The sequence below is a fragment of the Seonamhaeicola sediminis genome, assembly GCF_004358095.2.
Classification (GTDB): Bacteria; Bacteroidota; Bacteroidia; order Flavobacteriales; family Flavobacteriaceae; genus Seonamhaeicola; species Seonamhaeicola sediminis.
The window spans coordinates 80901-101410 of the sequence record NZ_SMZJ02000004.1; the positions used below are offsets into that span (position 1 = coordinate 80901).

Sequence of the window (20510 nt, forward strand, 5' to 3'; positions counted from 1 at the left end):
ATAATTACCAGAGAAATTTAAATTAACTTCCCAGTCTTAGATCAACAGTTATCAAACAGTGAAAAAGCTTAGTTTTTTAAATAAAATTATTTACTTCATCAACATTGTTTTAGCCTTGGCTTTACTTTTTTCATTCACGCTGCCGTATCTACCACCTAAAACATTTGCGGTTTTATCAGTACTTAATTTAGGAGTTTCATTATTAATTATTCTTAATATCTTATTGGCCTTATACTGGTTAATAAGACTTAAAAGACAGTTTGTATTGTCTTTTTTGGTGTTGTTTGTGGGTTATATTTCTTATGGGTCCTTATACAAGTTCTCATCTTCAAAGCCAGTAGAAAGTGAAGACAATTTTAAGGTAATGAATTATAACGTTAGGTTGTTTAATTTATACGAATGGATAAAAGAAGATGCTATTCAAACTAAAATTGTTGATTTTATAAAAACCGAAGCGCCAGATATTTTAAGTGTTCAGGAATATCATCCACATAAACAAATCAACCTGTCTTTTTTTAAATACAAATTTGAAAAACTTTCTGGGAAGAAAACTAAATACGGACAAGCCATTTTTTCACAATTCCCGATTGTAAATTCGGGCTCTATTGAGTTTCCTAATACAGGTAACAATGCCATTTTTACTGATGTTGTAAAAGGAGATGATACCGTAAGGGTTTATAATATTCATTTAGAATCATTAAGAATTAATGCCGACGTAGAAAGTCTTAAAAATGAAGATTCTGAAAGGTTATTAAAGCGTATAAGCTCAACATTTAAAATGCAACAGTTTCAGACCGAATTGTTTTTAATACACAAAGAACAGTGTAGATATAAGATGATAATCTGTGGTGATTTTAACAACACCGCGTTTTCATATGTTTACAGAAAAATTAAAGGCAATTTAAAAGATACTTTTAAAGAAGCCGGAAATGGTTTTGGGCGTACTTACAACTTTAAGTTTTTCCCAGTTAGAATTGATTTTATTTTTGCAGATGAAAGGTTTAAAATAAACGGATTTAAGTCTTATGCAGAAGCGTTTTCAGATCATTTTCCTATAATGACAACGCTAGCTTTAAAAAATTAGTTTACATAAAAGAACAATCTACTACATCGGCAAGTATGTGGATTACCAATCCTAATCCAATCAATCGGGTTTTTTTCGGGATTAGCAATAAAATATAAAACGCCATAGCGAAATACGAGTGCAGCGGATGAAAATTAATACTACACCTGTTAGGATTGAAAATAGGCGTTGCTAGTAGATGGTCTAAATCTATTAACATACCCAAAATCATAATAAGATAAGCCATCATCCATTTAGGCTTATACCACACTAAAGCTAAAACTAAAGGCATTAAAAAATGACAACCGTAATGTAAAATAGGTTGTAACATTACAAAGGCCTTATGGTTTGAGATTCTAAGTAAATTAAGCTGTTAGGGCCTTCATTAAATAACAAATCCAAGATGTTTAAGTTGCTAATAAAACCATGTTTGTTACTAAAAACTTGGGTATAAGATTCAAATGGTTGTGGTTGTTCCTTTTTTGCATTTACCAAATATCTATAATCTATTTTATCTTCAATAGTTTTTTCAAAAGATTGAGATTCAGAAACGTTTAAGTGTAATTGTAAACAATCACAGATAACCTCAAAGCATTTTAGGTTAAAATCTAAAATATAGTTGGTTTTTTGATGAAATAAAGGCTGAATATCATCTTCATAAAATTCAAAAAAAGGAGAGGTTCTGTATGCTGAAAGTAATGATTTCCAGTGATTTGATTGCCACTGTGCTTCATTAAAAATTTTTACATCTTTATATTTTTGTCGATTTTTTTGCGAATGAACCACAGGGATATTTAGGGTTTGCCTGCCATTGGCTCCATAGATATGGGTGCGGTTTCTATAAGTCTGTTTTAAAAAGTTATCATGCACCTCAAACACAACGTCATCCGCCTGTACCATAGCTACAAAATGAGTTATGCTAGGGAAGTATGTTGGATGGATGATTATGTTCATTTTAGGCTTTAGCCTTTTTGCGTTTACGCCATTTATTGAAGGCTATTGAACCGAACAGAATGATTAGAAAAGGAATAAAATACGAAGTTGCTTTACCGCTACCACTAACAGTTGTAAAGAAACGCTCCCAACGTGGGTTTTTAATACCATCCCAGCTCATCCAAATGAAAACGGGTTTTCCAACAACGTGGTCAAACGGTACAAATCCCCATGCACGGGCGTCTATTGAGTTATGACGGTTATCACCCATCATCCAATAGTAGTTTTGTTTAAACGTATAGGTGTTGGCTACTTTTCCATTAATTAAAATCTGATTGCCTTTTACCTCTAATTTGTTATGTTCATATTCTGAAATAACACGTTTGTAAAGGGGTAAAACTTCTAAATTTATGTCAATGGTTTTGTCTTTTTCGGGAATATAAAGTGGACCAAAGAAATCTCTATTCCAAGTATAATTTGGGTCGTGAGGAAAAATCTCTGAGTCTCTTTCTCCTTTAGGTTGTTTATTTGGGGTAATACCACCAACGTTAGGATGGTTTTTAAATTTGGATAAGGCTTCGTCAGAAATCGCAGAGAAAAGATATGTGTTATTATTGTTGATAATACCAAAACCATCCGTAATATCATAGCGTTTCTTCATGATTTCGGGATTAAATTGATGTGTTTTGGGTTGCACAAGGTAACTAAACTGTAGGTGCGCTCTGTCTGGTAATACATTTTGCTCACCGTTTATATAAACGTAACCGTCTCTAACTTCTAGAGTATCACCAGGTATTCCAACACAACGTTTTACTAAATTGGTTTTCTTGTCAATTGGCTTGTAATAATTTCTATCAGGATGGAAATTATTCATATCCAACAAGGTGTCTGCAGGTTGATTAAAAACAACAATATCGTTTCGCTCAATCTTTTCAAACCCCGGAATTCTTAAATAGGGTAGTTGCAACTTGTTTATCCATGAATTACTATCTTTATGGTCATCAAATAAATAAGATTTTGCCCCTAATTTTGGTATGGTATCATGTACCATAGGCGCTGCAACGGTTGTCATTGGAACTCTAGCACCGTAATGAAACTTGCTTACAAAAAGAAAGTCGCCCACCAATAAAGATTTTTCTAAAGATGATGAAGGAATGGTAAATGGTTGCATAAAATAAGTATGCACAATGGTAGCGGCAACAATAGCGAATAGAATAGAACTAGTCCACTCACCCGATGATGATTTAGGATTTAAATCACGGTTTTCAACGTATTTAACATCAGCAACATAGTTTAAATAATAGTTGTAAAATCCTAGAGTAACAATGGCTAAAAAGGTATCTGCTATTTTATTTTTACCAAAGCTTCTGGCAGTTTCAACCCAAACAATTATAAGCATAATTAAGTTTACAATGGGAAGAAATAACAAGATTATCCACCACCATGGACGGTTGATAATTTTCATTAAAACAACGCCATTATATATGGGCGCAAAAGCTTCCCAAGCTTGTCTTCCAGCTTTAATGTATAGTTTCCAAGTACCTAAACCATGAATTACTTGAATAATTAAAATGAATATAAACCATTGCATTAATGTCATAATCTTGCTCTATTGATAATTGTCTAATGACAATTGATTAATTTTTGAGGTTCAAATTTGCAGTTTTTCTTGATGAAATAAAAATTTTGGTTAATTGATTAGCTTCATTTAACAAAGATTTACAAGTTTCTTTTGGTATTAAAACTTCATCTACAATAAATTCAATTTAAAAGAAGCTTTCATCAACTTCCTCTATAATTAGCCGCCACAGAAGTGCAGCATCTTATTAATTATTCTTTGATGTGATTTCTAAGAAATGTATTTGGCAATGAAACTGCTAACTTAACGCAATCATGTGAAAATATTTTTGTTCTGTCTTTTAAATCATTAGTCATTATTCAATTGACAATTATCATTAAAGATATAAAACGTCCTTCATTGAAAACACACCCGTTTTTCCAACAAGCCATTCAGCGGCTACAACGGCTCCTAATGCAAACCCTTGCCTATTATGTGCTATATGCTCTATATTAATACTGTCAACTTCGCTTTTGTAATTCACAGAATGCGTTCCCGGAACATCTTCAATACGTTTGGCAGCAATAGGAATTGTAGTTTCCTTGTCAGTGTTATCTAATTCCCAAGCATCATAATTTTTGTTGTTTTCAATAACACCCTCGGCCAATGTAATGGCTGTTCCGCTGGGAGCATCTAATTTTTTTATATGATGAATTTCTTCCATTGTTACTTGATACTGACTTAAATTACTCATCATCTTTGCTAGTGTTTTATTTAACTCAAAGAAGATGTTAACACCTAAACTAAAGTTTGAAGCGTAAATAAAAGCACCCTTTTTTTTATTACAAAGCGCAACGGCTTCATCATAATGTTCTAGCCACCCCGTGGTTCCAGAAACTACAGGTACCCCATTGTAGAGACAGTTAGTGATATTACCGAATGCAGCAGTAGGTAAGCTAAAATCTATTGCAACATCGGCCTCCGTTATATCATAGTCTTTATCATCTTTATCAATTTTTAGAATAACATCATGCCCTCTACTAATTGCTATTTTCTCTATGGTTTGTCCCATGCGTCCGTATCCTAATAAAGCAATTTTCATTTTGTAAAATTTTATATTTGTTATGTCCATATATTATGGACTAGAATTTTAAATTTAAGGTTAGTCCAACGTTACTTTTGGCATCAAACTCATTGAATTTGTAATGAGGAGCTAAAGATAAGTTTTCATCTACATTATATTGCAATAAATGAGCATCAACATTGGCATCAATGATATTTAAGGCGTAGATACCAAGTGTTACTAAAAGCGATATTTCTTTGTTTCTTCGGTAAAATTCCTGACCACGCTCCAATCCTTGTGTGGTTACTCTGGGAGAAGATAGTTGATTACCGTTAGAATCAAAATAAAATTCATCATCAGTAAAACCTGCTAAACGTCTCTTGTAAGCATCGCGGTAACGATTATATTCTTTATTGTTATTGGTGTAAAAGTAAATTCCGGTTCCCAAGGCACCATACACAATAGGTATTTTCCAGTATCTTTTATTGTAGGCTTGTCCTAAACCGGGTAAAATTGCCGAATAAAAAGCAGCTTTTGCCGGTGATAATGGGTTTATAGGCTCTCTAGTGAGTACGCTATCTATAACTATTTCTTTTGGAAGTTTTTTGCGTTTTGTTTTCTTCTCTTTTTCTTGAGCTACTACCGAAAAACAAAATAAGAAGGCAAATACACTTAATATTACCGATTTATTTAGCACCTTGAATTAATTTTTTAATACGATTAAAGTCCTCTTCAGAATGAAAAGGAATGGTGATTTTTCCTTTTCCATTTTTAGAGACTTTAACGTCAATTTTATGCCCAAAGTATTCTGAAAAGATACTAACCCCTTTTTTGATGTATTTGGGAGTCTCTTCTTTATTTTCTTTTGAAGGAATTTGAACTTCTTTAGAGGTGTTAAAGTTTCTAATTAAGGTTTCGGTAGCTCTTACAGAAAGTTCATTTTCTAATACTTTTTCGTAAATATCAAGTTGAGATGCCTGATCTTCAACCGCAATGAGTGCTCGTCCATGCCCCATAGATATAAAACCATCGCGCATACCGGTTTGAATAATAGGGTCTAATTTTAAAAGCCTGAGATAATTTGTGATTGTGGAACGCTTTTTACCAACACGTTCACTTAACTGTTCCTGAGTAAGTTGTATTTCATCAATTAATCGCTGGTATGAGAGTGCAATTTCAATGGGGTCTAAATCTTGCCGTTGAATATTTTCAACTAAGGCCATTTCTAAGGACTCCTGATCGTTTGCAATTCTTACATAAGCAGGAATAGCTTCTAAACCAACTAATTTAGATGCTCTAAAACGACGCTCACCTGAAACCAACTGGTATTTATTGAAACCTAATTTTCTAACGGTAATTGGTTGAATTATACCCAACTCTTTTATAGAGGTAGCCAATTCCTCTAAGGATTCTTCACTAAAATTGGTTCTAGGTTGAAATGGGTTAACTTCAATAAAATCTAAATCAAGCTCTATAATATTACCAATAACTTTATCTGCATCTTTATCCTGAACCGATTGTATGTCATTATCTGGATCTTTTAAAAGTGCTGATAAACCTCTACCTAAAGCTTGTTTTTTGGTTGCTTTGGCCATTTTTAAGCGTTTTTATTGATAATTTCTTTTGCCAAACTTAAGTAATTGTTGGCACCTTTGCTACTGGCATCATAATTAATTATGCTTTCACCATAACTAGGCGCTTCACTTAAACGCACATTTCTTTGAATGATAGTTTGGAAAACCATATTATTAAAATGCTTTTGGACTTCTTCTACCACTTGATTAGATAAACGTAAACGCGAATCGTACATGGTTAACAGTAAACCTTCAATATCTAAATCTTGATTGTGGATTTTTTGAACACTTTTAATGGTATTTAGTAATTTACCTAAACCTTCCAAAGCAAAGTATTCGCATTGTATTGGAATAATTACCGCATCGGCAGCCGTTAATGCGTTAAGGGTTAATAAACCCAATGATGGTGCACAATCTATTAAAATATAGTCATATGCATCCTTAATTGATGCAATGGCTGTTTTCAACATATATTCACGAGACTCTTTATCAACCAGTTCAATTTCAATAGCAACTAAATCTATGTGAGCTGGAATAATATCTAGGTTAGGAGTTTCGGTTTTTATTATAGCTTCTTTAGCAGAATTAGAGTGTTCTAAAAGCTGATAAGTACCTACCTCCACTGTTTCAACATCAATACCAATTCCAGAAGTTGCATTAGCTTGTGGGTCAGCATCAATTAATAATACTTTTTTCTCTAAAACACCCAGAGATGCTGCTAAATTAATAGATGTTGTTGTTTTTCCAACACCACCTTTTTGATTAGCAATTGCTATGATTTTACCCATTAAACGATTTGGTTTATTAAGTGGTAAAAATACAATTATTTATGAGTAATAAAAACGTAACTTGTTAACAGTGTAACAAATATTGTGGTATCTATTTTTAATTGATACTATTTAAAAGATTTGCACTATTTCTGGCTAGAACCAGATGGTTTTTCTTTGTAATCTTCAAAGGTATTTTCCTCTGTAAGAACAGCGTCAAAAACATCTCTGGTTTGCACTACTCTTAAGGGCATTTCACAAACATCGCAAACACCGTTTCTTGAATATTTTTTAACAGGTTCACAATTCATAGGGCAACTATATTGAGGTTCAAGCTCTATCGCTTCTTCAGTGCTCTTTGGAGCAAAATCTGGTGAAGCACTTTTAGCAGAATGAAAGATTGGAATAATCATCACCATAATTGTAATAAGAACAAAAATAATGAGAGCAATTATGATGATTTTCTTTTTTTCAAAGGGATATAAGGTTTAATTATCAATTAAAATCTCTAAAATTTTAATAGCGGCTTCACTTATTTTAGTTCCAGGACCGAAAACGGCAATAGCACCAGCATCAAATAAAAATTGATAATCCTGTTTTGGGATAACGCCACCAACTATCACCATGATGTCATCCCGACCGTATTTTTTTAGTTCTTCAATAACCTGAGGAACCAATGTTTTATGACCAGCAGCTAAAGACGATATGCCTAAAATATGAACATCGTTTTCCACAGCTTGTTTAGCGGCTTCTTGTGGTGTTTGGAACAAAGGGCCAATATCTACATCAAAACCAACATCAGCGTAACCGGTAGCAACAACTTTAGCACCACGATCATGACCATCTTGCCCCATTTTTGCAATCATGATACGTGGGCGTCTTCCGTCCTGTTCTGCAAAAATATCGGCTAATTCCTGTGCTTTTTTAAATGATTTGTCGTCTTTCACTTCTTTGCTATAAACACCCGAAAATGATTTTATTTGGGCTTTGTAACGCCCAAAAACGTTCTCAAGAGCGTCACTAATTTCTCCCAAGGTAGCTCGTTCTCTAGCGGCTTCAATAGCTAAAGCTAATAAATTCTTGTTCCCTTGCAAAAGGGAATGTTTAGAATCTTGCCATTCTTTAGCTGCTTTAGTTAATTTTAAAAGTGTGGCTTTTACTTTTTTAGAATTTCTTTCTGCTTTTACTCTTTGAAGACTATCAATTTGTTGCTTTCTTACAGTTTGATTGTCAATCTCTAGCGTTGCAATAGGTGCTTCTTCTTCTAATCTATATTTGTTAACACCCACTATAATATCTTGACCCGAATCTATTCTGGCTTGTTTTCGGGCAGCGGCTTCCTCAATACGGGTTTTTGGGATGCCTGCTTCAATAGCTTTGGTCATACCACCATGAGCTTCAATTTCTTCAATTAGTAACCACGCTTTTTGTGCGATATCATGGGTTAGTTTTTCAACATAATAGCTTCCTGCCCAGGGATCAACGGTTTTAGTAATTTTGGTTTCTTCTTGAAGGTATAATTGTGTGTTTCTGGCAATTCTAGCAGAAAAATCTGTTGGTAGCGCAATGGCTTCATCTAAAGCATTTGTATGTAAACTTTGAGTACCACCAAATGCAGCCGCAGCAGCTTCTATGGTAGTTCTGGCAACATTGTTAAACGGATCTTGCTCCGTTAAACTCCAACCAGAGGTTTGGCAATGTGTTCTTAAAGCCAATGACTTTGGGTTTTTAGGGTTGAATTGTTTTACTAATTTAGCCCAAAGCATTCTGGCGGCTCGCATTTTAGCAATTTCCATAAAATGGTTCATGCCAATGGCCCAAAAGAAAGAAATGCGCGGAGCAAAGGAGTCAATATCCATTCCGGCAGCTAATCCTATCCTAATATATTCCAATCCGTCGGCCAAAGTGTAAGCCAGTTCAATGTCACTGGTAGCTCCAGCTTCTTGTATATGATAGCCAGAAATACTAATACTATTGAACTGAGGCATCTGTTTGCTGGTAAATTCAAAAATATCAGATATGATTTTCATGGAAGGCGTTGGTGGATAGATATAGGTATTGCGTACCATGAATTCCTTTAGAATATCATTTTGGATGGTGCCGGCAAGTTGTTGTGGACTAACACCTTGCTCTTCTGCAGCTACAATATAGAATGCCATAATGGGTAGTACAGCCCCATTCATAGTCATGGAGACCGACATCTTATCTAAAGGAATTTTATTGAAAAGTACTTTCATATCCTCCACGGAGTCTATTGCAACGCCTGCCTTTCCAACATCACCAACTACACGCTCGTGGTCACTATCATAACCTCTATGAGTGGCCAAATCAAAAGCAACAGATAGCCCTTTTTGTCCATCAGCCAGATTACGTCTGTAAAACGCATTGCTTTCTTCAGCTGTTGAGAAACCAGCGTACTGACGAATAGTCCATGGTCTACGAACGTACATAGTACTGTAAGGGCCTCGTAAATTTGGGGCTATTCCAGCAACAAAATCTAAATGCTCTAAACCTTCAATGTCATCTTTAGAGTATGATGATTTTATATTAATACCTTCAGCAGTAGCAAAACTTAAATTTTCTATTTTTTTTCTTGCTTCTGCATTTTTTAAGGCAATATGTTGAATGTTTTTTCTCAAGACTCTTAATTAGTGGTTGTGTCCGGCATGTGGATCATTTTGAGAAGGTACATTGTTAAAATCAACTTTTGCTTCCGGCTTTTCAAGATTGACCATAGATAAGTCTATGTCAAAAAGCTTTGAATAATATAAGTCAAAGGCTATGTAAGAAGCTAAATATTTATCATTAAGTGCATTTCTGTATTTACTGGTAAGCGGTGCACCAAAAAGTTTTGGGCTTAGATCGTTTATGGATAAAAGAGCATTAAAAGTAGTTTTTAAATTATCATCATTGATATTATTTGCAATGCAATCAATTAATGGGCTACTATAATTTAGATGACTTTTAGTGTTTTCTGAATCCCATAATGTTTTGTCTTGTTTTAATGCTTCAAAAACTCTTATAGTATGGGCAGAGACAACACTTTGATATGGAACTCTCCCAGAAATAGCGTTTCTTACAAATTGATTGTATGCCATAGTAAGACTTGGTGTAGCATTTGTGTTTCTTCTATTTTTTCCGTAAAAGTTTAAAATATCATCCTCAAAAGAATAAAGTGCTTCAAGATATAGTTTAGCATCTAAATTGTTGCAGCTTAATGATAATGGTTTATCAGTATATTGATATTCAATTTGAACGGTTTCATTCTTGCAATTAAATAAAATAAGTACTAAAGTGACTGTTGTAAGTTTTAAAATAGATTTCATTTTAATTTTCATTTTTTAATCGTTTTTGTTCTAAATTTTCGGATAATCGTTTTTCTAAAATAGGTTGTATTAACGTTTTTCGCTTATTGGTTTTTAAAAATGGATACAATTCCAATTGATCTTTCATTTTATTTTTTTCATTAGGATGTTTGTTAGTGCCTAAAAGAACTTCCTTCCCTGTATTAAACTGTTCCTGCTCTTTAGCTGCACTTTCTTTTATTTTACGTTGAATAGTACCATCCTTTAACTGATTTAAAAAGCCACCATGAATTTCAATATATTTGAATAACTCTAATGCTTTTTCGGCTAATTGATTGGTAATGGATTCTATATAATAGGCACCATCTGAAGGATTGTTTACCTTATTAAAATAACTTTCATGCTTTAGGACTAACAACTGATTTCTTGCTATTCTATCTCCAAATTCATTAGGCTTGCGGTAAATAGCATCATATGGTAAATTACTTATAGTATTGGTGCCTCCCAAAATAGCACTCATGCATTCAGTTGTAGTGCGTAACAAATTCGTGTTGTAATCATACAGGGTTTTATTGCGCTTAGTTGGCGTTGCAAAAATATGGCAGTCTGTATTTATTTGGTATTCCGTAGCTAATGTATCCCAAAGTAATCGTAAGGCCCTTAATTTGGCTATTTCGAAAAAGTAATTGGTGCCAATTGATACATTAAAGATTACATTTAAGGGCTGCTCATTTCCCAATCTATTTAAATATTCATTAGCATGTGCTAAGGTGTACGCCAATTGCTGCACTGTATTAGCTCCGGCATTTTGATACAAAGATGTCTCAATACTAAATGAATGGGTTAGATTTACTATGGTTTCAAATTTTGAAAAATCATTGTTTAAATTTTCAAACCAGTTACCAGCTTTGGCAAGATTTCCAATAATATCGGTATTTATATAGATGTTTTCTTTTTCTGAAAAAGAAACTATTTTTTTTACAAAATCTGGGGATAAAAATTGTAGTTCGAAATGGATTGGTATTGACAATACATTGATGCTTTCTAATAAGGATTCAATGGAAATATCCTCTGAAGGAATAATAAATTTAATGCTATCAGCACCTCTGCTTATTGAATCTAAGGCTTTTAAGTTAGACTTTTCAGCATTGGCCACAAAAATAGTTTCACAGATATTCCACGCCGTAGCTTTTGTTTTTGATGGCTTTGGGAACTCATCAAAATCATCAGAATGATAAAACGGTTTAACTGAAATATCATCATTAGTGTTCCAAACAAGCGTTTCATTATAATCAGCTCCTTTTAAATCGAACTGAATTTTTTGCTTCCACTGTTTTGATGATACGGAATCAAATTCGCTAAATAAGCGTTTACTCATCCTTTTTAAGTTTTAAACTGTCTTCGTATTCAATTATAAAAATTTCTTCGTTTTCACGTTTCATATAATATTCTTCGCGTGCAAACTTTTCTAAGCCTTCTTCGGTACTGAGTTTTTTAATTTCTTTATTGTCTTTTTCTATTTCTTTCTGGTAGTACTCTTTTTCATTTTCTAAATCATTAATTTCAGAATTTAATTCATGGTGTATTAACCAAGAATTGGCGTCAAAAAATAACATCCAAATAAGAAAGGCTACTAAAATGAGAATAAAGATATTCTTAAAAGGTTTAAAAAATTTTTGTTTAAAAAAACTCATTATAACTTCTCGTTAATTATAGTGCGAACAATATCTACAGCTACCGTATTGTATTTATTGTTAGGTATTATGATATCTGCATATTCTTTCATAGGTTCAATGAATTGGTCATGCATAGGTTTTAAGGTGTTTTGGTAGCGTGTTAAAACCTCGTTTAAATCTCTGCCACGTTCAGCAATATCTCTTTTCAATCGTCTTATTAAGCGTTCATCAGAATCGGCATGTACAAAAATTTTTATGTCGAACATAGTTCTTAATTCTGGGTTGGTAAGGATTAAGATACCTTCAACAATCATGACTTTTCTAGGGTGTGTTAAAATGGTATCTCCTGTTCTATTATGTTCAACAAATGAATAAACAGGCTGCTGTATGGGTTTGTTTTTTTTTAGCTTTTTAAGATGTGCTTCTAACAATTTAAAATCTATGGAACGCGGATGATCAAAATTAATTTTAGCCCGTTCATCATAATTTAAATGCGAAGTATCCTTATAATAGGAATCTTGAGAAATAATACCGACTTCTCCTTCGGGCAATTCGTTTAAAATTTGATTTACAACAGTGGTCTTGCCACAACCGGTACCGCCTGCAATTCCTATAATCAGCATAAAGTTGAAGTTTAAAGGCCTCTTACAAAGTTACTTAAAACCGTAAGTATTTAACAAGAAAAACATTATTTTTTAACCTTTGAAACTTCTTCCTCAGTAACTATGTCATCGTTTTTATTTCCCCAAGAATTAGTAATATAATTCATTACATCAGCCACCTCATCATCACTCAATCCCATGGGGGCCATGTCTCCATTGTACTTCACCTCATTTACAATCATTTCACCGCTCTGACCATATTTTATACCTCTAATACTAGCTTCTCTGTTTTTTGATAAGTAGTCTGATTTGGCTAAGGGCGGATATAAGTTTTCAACACCTTCGCCCTCAGGCATATGGCAATTGATACAAAAGTCGGTGTAAATATCCTTGCCTCTTTCAATACTTTCGTTTAGGTTGTCTTGTGCCGATGCAATTGTTAGTGTAAAAAATACTACTAAGTATACTAAATAGTTTTTCATTTTATTTTTCTGGGACAATTTTAACAATACCTTTATTTTCAACGGCAACATAAATGTAACCATTAGGAGCTTGAACAACATTTCTTACTCTACCGATATCTTCAAATAATTTTTCTCGTTTAATAACCTTATTATCCTCTAATATAAGACGCTCTAAATATTTAAATTTCAATGATCCCACCAAAACATTGCCTTTCCAATTGGGGTATATATCTGAGGATACTATAGCCATCCCGCTAGGTGCAATAGAAGGCACCCAATAAAACAAGGGCTGCTCCATACCTTCTTTTTCGGTAATATCTGTAAAAGTAGTACCATTATAGTTTATGCCATATGAAATAATGGGCCAGCCAAAATTTTTTCCTTTTCTAATAATATTAATTTCGTCACCTCCTTTAGGTCCATGTTCATTAACCCAAATGTCTCCAGTAAACGGATTTTTAACCATACCCTGTGGGTTTCTGTGTCCGTAACTGTAAATGGCGGTTTTGGCATTTTCAGTATTTACAAAAGGGTTGTCTTGTGGTATGCTTCCATCGTCATTCAGTCTGTAAATTTTACCACAATCTCTAGTAATATCTTGCGGATTTACATCTCTATTACCACGGTCACCAACAGAAAAATATAAATATCCTTGGTTGTCAAAGGCAATTCTTGATCCCCAGTGCTGTCCTTTTTTTGAGTTAGGTTCCGCTTTATAAAGTATTTCTTTATCTGTTAATTGGTTGCCAGATAATTTAGCTCTCATAAGCGTGGTGTTACCACCATCACCATCACCTTCTGTAGAAGCGTAAGTCATGTAAATCCAACCATTATTAGTGTAATCGGGATGCAAATTTATATCCATAAACCCACCCTGACCGCGTACGTAAATATCAGGGACACCTTCTATATTGATCTTTTGACCATCTTTAAAATGAATTAGATTACCTGTTTTTTCTGTAATCAGCATACTTTCGTCAGGTAAAAAAGTCATGCCCCAAGGAATGCTTAAATCTAAAACAACGGCTTCTGTTGTGTAGTTTTCATTAACAGGAGACTCTGCTTTAACTTCAGACTCCATTTGTTGAGCACAAGCAAAACAAGTGGTAAGTATAATTGAGGATAAAATGATAACCTTTTTCATAGTTAAAAAGTGTAATTTAAATTAATACCAGTATAGTAATTAACTGGGTTTCCAGGATAATAGTATCTAGGAGCACTACCTCCAAAACCTGAAGCATTAATCAAAATTTGAGAGGCATAACGAGTATCAAAGATATTGTTTAAACCAACAAATAGGTTCATTTTTAGGTTTTTATTAAGATTTCTTCTCAATCCAATTTTACAATTAGTTAAATTATAACTTTTTGAATACAAGCTGTTACTGTCTGTAATAGGCATTTGACCCACATGCTGAAAATTGATATTGCCATAAATTCCTATTTGAGAATCAAAATCTATAACAGCATTAAAAACTTCAGATGGTACCCCTGTTAAATCATTTCCTGAATAATTGTTGTTATTATCAATGAATGTTTTGAATTTGTAATTGTTTAAAGTGAAATTTGTTGAGGCATTTATTTGAAGTGAGGCTTTTGAAACTAAGGAATAGTTTAGACTAGCCTCTAAGCCATCATGTTGTGTTTCACCAGCATTAATGCCTATAAACTGGTCTTCAGAAGTTCTTCTAGCAACTAGTAGGTTTATAATATTTAATCGATATGCTGAAACGCTATATTGTAAAAGGTTGTTGGATGAAGAACCTCTGGTGCCTATCTCAAAATTCCATCCTGTTTCAGGTTTTAAATTGTTGTTTATTTGTCCATTTGGCAAAAGGGTTTCTTGTAAAGAGATAGGAGAGAAGCCATGACTTAAGCTGATAAAAGCACTATTGTTTTTTGTTAATTTTTGTAAAACACCAAATTTGGGAGATAAAATACTTTTGAATTTGAAACTACCCGATTGATCCGGATTGTTTTGTGTAACTTCAAATCTATCTTTTAAATTATACGATGTTTGATTGAGGTTCATTCCAAAAGAAATGGTGGTGCTGATGGAAATATCATAATTGGTCTCCAAAAATAAGTTGTAGTAGCTTCTTTTTTCTTTAAAGTTTGATAGGTTGTTTCCCTTTACACTTCCTATTCCTTCGGGAAAATCTTGATATAAATTCTCAAAAGTTTTGTGTTTGTAGGTGTCTTTAAATAGTTCACCTCCAATAATCCATCGGAATGGGTTTTTAAAAAACTCAGTATTTCCTTTGAGCCTACTTCTAGCTCCAATGGCCAATGTTTTTTCAGAAAGAATGTTAAAGGGTCTGGGTTCGTAACCGTTTCTAAACGAAGTAAAGATACTAATTGTTTGACTGATTTTAGAATTAAGTTGATGATTCCAAGACAACCCTAAAACCCCTCTTTGTGAATCTTCAAACCCTTTGGCACTATTCCATGTAAATGCAGCTGAGGTTGGATTGTTTAAATAACTATCTTCATTTAAAGAACTTGGAATAAATGCTTTTAAATTAACATAGCTTGCCAAAACCGAAAAATCATTTTTTTCGTTTATAAAATGATTGGAATTTACAGTTAACGTTTGTCTTTTATATTGGTTGTTTTCACGATAACCATCACTATTTGTGTTACTGTAAATAACTTTATAACCATTTTTTTTTGAGCTAATATTTAGACTTGTAAGATTTTTTAACAAACCAAATGAACCAAATGTAAACTCACTATGTGTTTGATCTTGGCTAAAGTTGTTGTTTTCTGGAATTAAGTTTATTGTACCGCCTAAGCCAGCACCATATATACTGGAAACCGCTCCTTTAGTTATCTCAAAACGGGATATGGCTCCCAACTCAAAGTCTTCAATATTAGTTTCGCCACTACCATTTGTAAGAGGGATATCTTTAAAGTAGGCTCTTATTTTAGAGGTGCCAAATAAATTCCTAGAGCCGATACCTCTTATAGTTATGCGGTTTGTGTTTAAAGCTCCACTTTGCATAAAAACCCCAGGAGTTCTGTTTAAAACTGAAGTAACATTAGTGTTGTTGTCTAGTTGAATATCTTTTGATGAAATAATTTCAATAGATGCCGTTGCATTTTTTAGTTTTTTTGGAATATGATAACTGTTGATGATAACTTCATTTAGTTGAGATGGATTTAATCTTAATTGGATAAGGTGGTATTGGTCGTCTTTTAAAGTTACTACGTGTTCATTATATCCTTCTTTTTTAAAAATATAAGTGCCAACTTTGTTAAGTTGAAAACTTCCGTCTCTATTTGATAACAAAGATTTTTGTGTGTTTTTGTCTATAATTGTAACATTATTCAAAGGTGTGTTATTATCTGCGTCTATAATTTTCCCAATGATTTTCGACTGTCCAAAAACATTTGAGATAATAACTAAGTAAAAAACAAGGAATACTTTTTTAATAAAGCACAAAATAATTTTAAAATAATGAGGTTCTAAAATAGATATTTTACTGATAAAAGTAGAAGAAATTATTAGATAATGATATGGTATATTGTTTAAAAAAGTATATTTGCATCCCGTTACAATTTCGGGGTGTAGCGTAGCCCGGTCATCGCGCCTGCTTTGGGAGCAGGAGGTCGCAGGTTCGAATCCTGCCACCCCGACTTAAAAAATTAATTAAAAAGGTCTTCAATGCATGAAGACCTTTTTTTGATTGGTTAATACTGCATCCAGGTCCCTAATTTATTAGTAATAGGAAGGGATGATATCTAGTTTGGTTTCAATTAAGCTTTTTTACACTTCCTGAGGCGTTATCACTTTTGATTACAGTTTCTGGATCTCCGTAATATCTTATATCTCCACCGCTGGAAGCTTTAGCTGTTAACTCCTTTGATGTGTTTACTGTAATATCTGCCCCACTAGATGCTTTCACAATACTAGACTCTGCTACTAAATTACCCGCCTTTATATCGCTTCCGCTGTTAGCTTCTGCCTCAAGGGTTTTGGTCTTTCCAGAGAGTTTTAAATCGCTTCCGCTAGTAGATTTACAATTTAAGTATAATGTATTCACGTCTAGTTTCATATCGCTTCCACTGGTTGTTTTAAGTGTTAGCTCACTAGCTGCAACAGTATTAGTTGAGTATACATCACTGCCACTAGTAGAAATAATACCAGAAATGTTCTTAAAACTAACATGAACTTTTTTGGCTGATGCCTTACCTATGTTTTGTTTTGTATGGATTTTTAAAACACCATCTTCTATTTCGGTTACAATAATGTCATGTAAATTTTCATCAGCTTCAACAGTAATACTTTCCTCATTACCTTGGGTTAAATATACATTTAATCCTTCTTCTGCTTTAATAGTTGAGAATGATTCTGATAGATCTCTTTCTTCTGTAATTACATTACCATTACCTTTAATACCTGTGCTAAAATTAATGTCAAAATTACAGGATACAAGCGAAAGACTTAAAATGGCAGCTACAATAATTTTTACTAATGTTGTCATGATTGTTTGTTTTTTGATTGTTTTTGTGTCTTGTTATTTAATTCAAATATCTTTATTGTAAAGTTTGATTTATAATTTAAGTTTCTGAATTGTAGATTTTTATTGATGAACTGTTAGTTATCTTTTGATTTAATTTCTACACCGTCAGAATCTATGTTTACTTTCACTTCTTCACCCTCGCCCTTGATACCATTTTCATCAACTTTAATGTTAAGGTTTTCACCTTTAATTTCAACACCTTCTTCGTTTATTTTCAATCCAGATGTTTCGTTATTAATATCTACATCAACATCAAAGGTTTCTTCTTTGGGGCAATCTAAACATTCTGTATTGTCTTCAATTACTTTAAGTAAAAGGTTTGTTTGTTTACTGGAAATAATATTGCTTCGGTTCTTATGATAGTTTAAAAACGATTTAGTGTTATTGTTAAAACTAACAATAGCACCCTCTGGTAAGTAAAGAATAACAGATACTTCTTGATCACTAGATTTATTTTCTACTGACGTTGATAAGAAAGTATCAAGCATTAAGATGTTATTATTGAAACTATAATTATAATTTATGTTTTTGGCTCGTTCAATAGCTTTATCGTAAGTTCTACCATCAGCACTTTTTCTAATATGTACTGAAGCTAAGGAATCCGTTGTTGAGCGCACTGCAACCAAAATATCTGAATTAAAAATGGTTCTTTCTCCATTTTCGTTGTTAGCTACTTTAAATGAATTATGATGACGACGATAACTATCCATAACGTCATTGGTTACCATTTTAACTTTTAGAGTATCATTAGCCGTGATATTTAATTCGTATTTCTCAGTAAATGATTCATCATAAGCATGTTCACTGGCTTCTCTTACTCCAATTACAACTAAGCCTATCACTGATATGAGCCAAACGCCAAGTAAAGTGAATTTAGCAATGTTGCCTATAGATTTAGAATTATTTATTAAAATTTTTATACCTAGATAAAACAGGAAAAAAAACGGAATACCTATAGCAAAAAGCGTAAATAATGATATTAACCAAAGCGGAGAATTGCCAGCGTTAAATATTTCGGCATTTTCCATCCAAGGCACTTGGATAATATCTATAACTCCTACAGATAGTAGTGAAACTATTAACGAGATAATGGTTACGGCCCCTATAAATATGAGTAAGATACCAATAAGTTTTGCAAATATTTTAAAGAAGAACATAAACACTTCTCCAATGGTTTCAAAAAACGCACTAGATGAAGATTTTACTTTCTTAGTTTGCTTCTTAAAATCTACATTTTTTGCGGCATCACTAGCACTTTTTGCTGCTCCGGAAACTGTATCAGAAACGTTTTTGGCAACGTCAGTAACGGTATCTGTGACATTATCTAAACCGTCCTTAATTTTTTTTTCTATGTTGCTAATGTTAACAGGTTCACCTGTCATCATTATTTTTTCTGCAGTGGTTTTAGCTTCCGGAACTAATATCCATAAAAGGATGTACAGTAAAATGCCTGTTCCAGCAGCACTAAACAAAATAATCCAAGCTAAACGTACCCATATGGCATCAATACCAAAATAGTGACCTAAACCAGAAGAAACGCCGCCAACATAAGAGTTGTCTGTGTCTCTGTAGAGTTTTTTAGAAGGTGTGTGTGTTCTGTTTTGATAGGATGCTTCAGGTTCATCTTCAAATATCTCATCGTCTACCAAGTAATCTTCTGGCTGACCCATAATGGCAATAATGGCGTCTACCTCTTTAATGCGTATAACTTCTTTATGATTTTGTACACGCTCGTTAAAAAGTTCAGCAATTCTAGCTTCAATATCAGCTATAATTTCAGAGCGTCCTTGAGAGTCTGTAAATGAACGTTTTATAGCCTCAAGATAGCGTTGTAATTTTAGATATGCATCTTCATCAATATGGAAAAAGATACCTGCTAAATTTATGTTGACTGTTTTATTCATTTTTTTGTTGTTTTTTGGCTTGTTACTATGTTAACGGCGTTTTGTAATTCGCTCCAAGTAGTGTTTAATTCGTTTAAAAATAACTTACCGGTTTCTGTTAAACCGTAATATTTTCTTGGGGGTCCAGAGGTTGATTCTTCCCATCTGTAATTCAAGAGTCCAGCATTTTTTAGTCGCGTAAGTAGCGGATATATGGTTCCTTCTACTACTAGCAATTTTGCGTCTTTTAAGGTGCTTAAAATTTCTGCAACGTAAGCATCGTCATCTTTCAAGACAGAAAGTATGCAGAATTCCAATACCCCTTTACGCATTTGTGCTTTTGTGTTTTCTATTTTCATTTGATGTTTAATATTTTTTAGAGGTCAAATGTAATTCGCAATTAACCTTTAGGTGTTACATTTGTTTTTCGGTTGTTACTCATTTCATAGTTTCATTCGTTTAATATTTTAAGACTGTTCATTTTTTGATTGATTATATTGATGAAATTATTTTTGTTTTTATGGCGCCTGCCTACCTGCGTTATCGCAGGCAGGTAACACTCCCGATAACTATCGGGACGGGTCGGGCTTTCCGCGTTACACGGTAACTTGCTTCAATCCCTAACGCACTCACTCATTACTTTAAAAAATTAATGGTTAGCGGATATCTATAGTACTCTCCATCTCTTGCTTTTAAGCTAGCAATTACAATAAAGACTAATTCTAGTATAAAAGCTATAATAGCAAAGGCTCCCAAAACACCTCCTATATATAGAAGGGGAGAAGGTTTGCCAATGTTAATGTGAAAATCATGGAATCCATGAAAATCTATAAAGTCTATACCATTGAATATCTTAAAAACGAAAAATGGAATAGTTAAAGTTCCTATAATAATAGCATACAACAAGATGCTAATTTGAAAGTTTATAGCTTGTTTTCCGTGGTCATCAATAAACTCAGATTTATCTTTATTGGTTACCCATAGTATAATGGGGCCAATAAAATTTCCAAACGGAATAATAAACCTACTGAACGTTGATAAGTGAATGAACGTGGCGATGTTTTTTTGATGATTACTTAACATAGTTTTTTCGATTG

At 33.3% G+C, this 20510-nt stretch carries 21 protein-coding genes and 1 tRNA gene; 2 read left to right on the plus strand and 20 right to left on the minus strand.

The genetic code is table 11. The features are described 5' to 3' along the window. Positions 1 to 58 precede the first annotated feature (58 nt). Positions 59 to 1084, plus strand: a complete 1026-nt coding sequence (locus E1J38_RS06670; protein ID WP_133355275.1) for an endonuclease/exonuclease/phosphatase family protein — start codon at positions 59 to 61, stop codon at positions 1082 to 1084. A 1-nt stretch (position 1085) separates the two neighbouring features. Here the strand turns inward: E1J38_RS06670 and E1J38_RS06675 are convergent, their stop codons facing one another. The 16 genes from E1J38_RS06675 to E1J38_RS06750 all read right to left on the minus strand — a co-directional run bounded on the left by E1J38_RS06675 (position 1086) and on the right by E1J38_RS06750 (position 16449). After that, on the minus strand, positions 1086 to 1394 hold the full coding sequence (locus E1J38_RS06675; protein ID WP_133355276.1) for a DUF6122 family protein: 309 nt from the start codon (positions 1392 to 1394) through the stop codon (positions 1086 to 1088). Further along, on the minus strand, positions 1394 to 2017 hold the full coding sequence (locus tag E1J38_RS06680; protein ID WP_133355277.1) for a WbqC family protein: 624 nt from the start codon (positions 2015 to 2017) through the stop codon (positions 1394 to 1396). Before E1J38_RS06680 ends, E1J38_RS06675 begins: the two co-directional genes overlap by 1 nt. A 1-nt stretch (position 2018) precedes the next feature. Beyond that, entirely contained in the window at positions 2019 to 3596 is a 1578-nt protein-coding gene (lepB, locus tag E1J38_RS06685; RefSeq protein ID WP_133355278.1) for a signal peptidase I, read from the minus strand. A gap of 355 nt (positions 3597 to 3951) precedes the next feature. Further along, the gene (gene dapB, locus E1J38_RS06690) at positions 3952 to 4656 is read right to left on the minus strand and encodes a 4-hydroxy-tetrahydrodipicolinate reductase (RefSeq protein ID WP_133355279.1); all 705 of its coding nucleotides are present in this window, start codon (positions 4654 to 4656) and stop codon (positions 3952 to 3954) included. Positions 4657 to 4696: 40 nt separating this feature from the next. Beyond that, entirely contained in the window at positions 4697 to 5314 is a 618-nt protein-coding gene (locus E1J38_RS06695) for a DUF5683 domain-containing protein (protein WP_133355280.1), read from the minus strand. Beyond that, positions 5304 to 6212 carry a ParB/RepB/Spo0J family partition protein gene (locus E1J38_RS06700; protein WP_133355281.1) on the minus strand — a complete coding sequence of 303 codons (909 nt, stop codon included), beginning with the start codon at positions 6210 to 6212 and terminating at the stop codon, positions 5304 to 5306. Before E1J38_RS06700 ends, E1J38_RS06695 begins: the two co-directional genes overlap by 11 nt. Before the next feature lie 2 nt (positions 6213 to 6214). Continuing rightward, complete coding sequence (locus E1J38_RS06705; RefSeq protein WP_133355282.1) at positions 6215 to 6979, minus strand: ParA family protein; 765 nt, start codon at positions 6977 to 6979, stop codon at positions 6215 to 6217. 125 nt (positions 6980 to 7104) lie between these two features. Then, complete coding sequence (locus E1J38_RS06710; RefSeq protein WP_133355283.1) at positions 7105 to 7371, minus strand: hypothetical protein; 267 nt, start codon at positions 7369 to 7371, stop codon at positions 7105 to 7107. A 75-nt stretch (positions 7372 to 7446) separates the two neighbouring features. Continuing rightward, a complete protein-coding gene (scpA, locus tag E1J38_RS06715; protein ID WP_133355284.1) occupies positions 7447 to 9597 on the minus strand; it encodes a methylmalonyl-CoA mutase in 2151 nt (716 codons plus the stop codon). Between the two features lie 9 nt (positions 9598 to 9606). Further along, positions 9607 to 10296, minus strand: coding sequence for a hypothetical protein (locus tag E1J38_RS06720; RefSeq protein WP_133355285.1), 690 nt, complete (start codon positions 10294 to 10296; stop codon positions 9607 to 9609). Next, positions 10286 to 11641: a methylmalonyl-CoA mutase subunit beta gene (locus E1J38_RS06725; RefSeq protein WP_133355286.1), complete on the minus strand. Its 1356-nt coding sequence runs from the start codon at positions 11639 to 11641 to the stop codon at positions 10286 to 10288. The genes E1J38_RS06720 and E1J38_RS06725 overlap by 11 nt, the downstream gene beginning before the upstream one ends. After that, positions 11634 to 11957 (minus strand): FtsB family cell division protein, encoded by a 324-nt coding sequence (locus E1J38_RS06730; protein ID WP_133355287.1) that lies wholly within the window; start codon positions 11955 to 11957, stop codon positions 11634 to 11636. The genes E1J38_RS06725 and E1J38_RS06730 overlap by 8 nt, the downstream gene beginning before the upstream one ends. Then, positions 11957 to 12562 carry a uridine kinase gene (udk, locus tag E1J38_RS06735; protein WP_133355288.1) on the minus strand — a complete coding sequence of 202 codons (606 nt, stop codon included), beginning with the start codon at positions 12560 to 12562 and terminating at the stop codon, positions 11957 to 11959. The genes E1J38_RS06730 and udk overlap by 1 nt, the downstream gene beginning before the upstream one ends. A gap of 65 nt (positions 12563 to 12627) precedes the next feature. After that, complete coding sequence (locus tag E1J38_RS06740) at positions 12628 to 13023, minus strand: c-type cytochrome (RefSeq protein ID WP_186525827.1); 396 nt, start codon at positions 13021 to 13023, stop codon at positions 12628 to 12630. A 1-nt stretch (position 13024) separates the two neighbouring features. Next, positions 13025 to 14149, minus strand: coding sequence for a PQQ-dependent sugar dehydrogenase (locus tag E1J38_RS06745; protein ID WP_133355289.1), 1125 nt, complete (start codon positions 14147 to 14149; stop codon positions 13025 to 13027). Positions 14150 to 14151: 2 nt separating this feature from the next. Next, on the minus strand, positions 14152 to 16449 hold the full coding sequence (locus E1J38_RS06750; RefSeq protein WP_255449803.1) for a TonB-dependent receptor domain-containing protein: 2298 nt from the start codon (positions 16447 to 16449) through the stop codon (positions 14152 to 14154). Positions 16450 to 16568: 119 nt separating this feature from the next. On the opposite strand from E1J38_RS06750, the gene E1J38_RS06755 reads away from it, so the two are divergent. Further along, positions 16569 to 16643, plus strand: a tRNA-Pro gene (locus tag E1J38_RS06755). Between the two features lie 116 nt (positions 16644 to 16759). On the opposite strand, the gene E1J38_RS06760 is transcribed toward E1J38_RS06755, so the two are convergent. From E1J38_RS06760 to E1J38_RS06775, 4 genes are all read right to left on the minus strand, one after another. Next, the gene (locus tag E1J38_RS06760) at positions 16760 to 17491 is read right to left on the minus strand and encodes a head GIN domain-containing protein (protein ID WP_133355290.1); all 732 of its coding nucleotides are present in this window, start codon (positions 17489 to 17491) and stop codon (positions 16760 to 16762) included. Between the two features lie 113 nt (positions 17492 to 17604). Next, positions 17605 to 19434, minus strand: coding sequence for a PspC domain-containing protein (locus tag E1J38_RS06765; RefSeq protein ID WP_133355291.1), 1830 nt, complete (start codon positions 19432 to 19434; stop codon positions 17605 to 17607). Further along, positions 19431 to 19772 (minus strand): PadR family transcriptional regulator, encoded by a 342-nt coding sequence (locus E1J38_RS06770; protein WP_133355292.1) that lies wholly within the window; start codon positions 19770 to 19772, stop codon positions 19431 to 19433. Before E1J38_RS06770 ends, E1J38_RS06765 begins: the two co-directional genes overlap by 4 nt. Before the next feature lie 277 nt (positions 19773 to 20049). After that, positions 20050 to 20496, minus strand: coding sequence for a DUF4870 domain-containing protein (locus E1J38_RS06775; RefSeq protein WP_133355293.1), 447 nt, complete (start codon positions 20494 to 20496; stop codon positions 20050 to 20052). Positions 20497 to 20510 lie beyond the last annotated feature (14 nt).

Coding starts and splice junctions, on each gene's coding strand:
- E1J38_RS06675 (WP_133355276.1), bottom strand. CDS start 1,394: ATGTTACAACCTATTTTACATTACGGTTGTCATTTTTTAATGCCTTTA.
- E1J38_RS06680 (WP_133355277.1), bottom strand. CDS start 2,017: ATGAACATAATCATCCATCCAACATACTTCCCTAGCATAACTCATTTT.
- lepB (WP_133355278.1), bottom strand. CDS start 3,596: ATGACATTAATGCAATGGTTTATATTCATTTTAATTATTCAAGTAATT.
- dapB (WP_133355279.1), bottom strand. CDS start 4,656: ATGAAAATTGCTTTATTAGGATACGGACGCATGGGACAAACCATAGAG.
- E1J38_RS06700 (WP_133355281.1), bottom strand. CDS start 6,212: ATGGCCAAAGCAACCAAAAAACAAGCTTTAGGTAGAGGTTTATCAGCA.
- E1J38_RS06705 (WP_133355282.1), bottom strand. CDS start 6,979: ATGGGTAAAATCATAGCAATTGCTAATCAAAAAGGTGGTGTTGGAAAA.
- E1J38_RS06710 (WP_133355283.1), bottom strand. CDS start 7,371: ATGATTATTCCAATCTTTCATTCTGCTAAAAGTGCTTCACCAGATTTT.
- E1J38_RS06720 (WP_133355285.1), bottom strand. CDS start 10,296: ATGAAAATTAAAATGAAATCTATTTTAAAACTTACAACAGTCACTTTA.
- E1J38_RS06725 (WP_133355286.1), bottom strand. CDS start 11,641: ATGAGTAAACGCTTATTTAGCGAATTTGATTCCGTATCATCAAAACAG.
- E1J38_RS06730 (WP_133355287.1), bottom strand. CDS start 11,957: ATGAGTTTTTTTAAACAAAAATTTTTTAAACCTTTTAAGAATATCTTT.
- udk (WP_133355288.1), bottom strand. CDS start 12,562: ATGCTGATTATAGGAATTGCAGGCGGTACCGGTTGTGGCAAGACCACT.
- E1J38_RS06740 (WP_186525827.1), bottom strand. CDS start 13,023: ATGAAAAACTATTTAGTATACTTAGTAGTATTTTTTACACTAACAATT.
- E1J38_RS06745 (WP_133355289.1), bottom strand. CDS start 14,149: ATGAAAAAGGTTATCATTTTATCCTCAATTATACTTACCACTTGTTTT.
- E1J38_RS06760 (WP_133355290.1), bottom strand. CDS start 17,491: ATGACAACATTAGTAAAAATTATTGTAGCTGCCATTTTAAGTCTTTCG.
- E1J38_RS06765 (WP_133355291.1), bottom strand. CDS start 19,434: ATGAATAAAACAGTCAACATAAATTTAGCAGGTATCTTTTTCCATATT.
- E1J38_RS06770 (WP_133355292.1), bottom strand. CDS start 19,772: ATGAAAATAGAAAACACAAAAGCACAAATGCGTAAAGGGGTATTGGAA.
- E1J38_RS06775 (WP_133355293.1), bottom strand. CDS start 20,496: ATGTTAAGTAATCATCAAAAAAACATCGCCACGTTCATTCACTTATCA.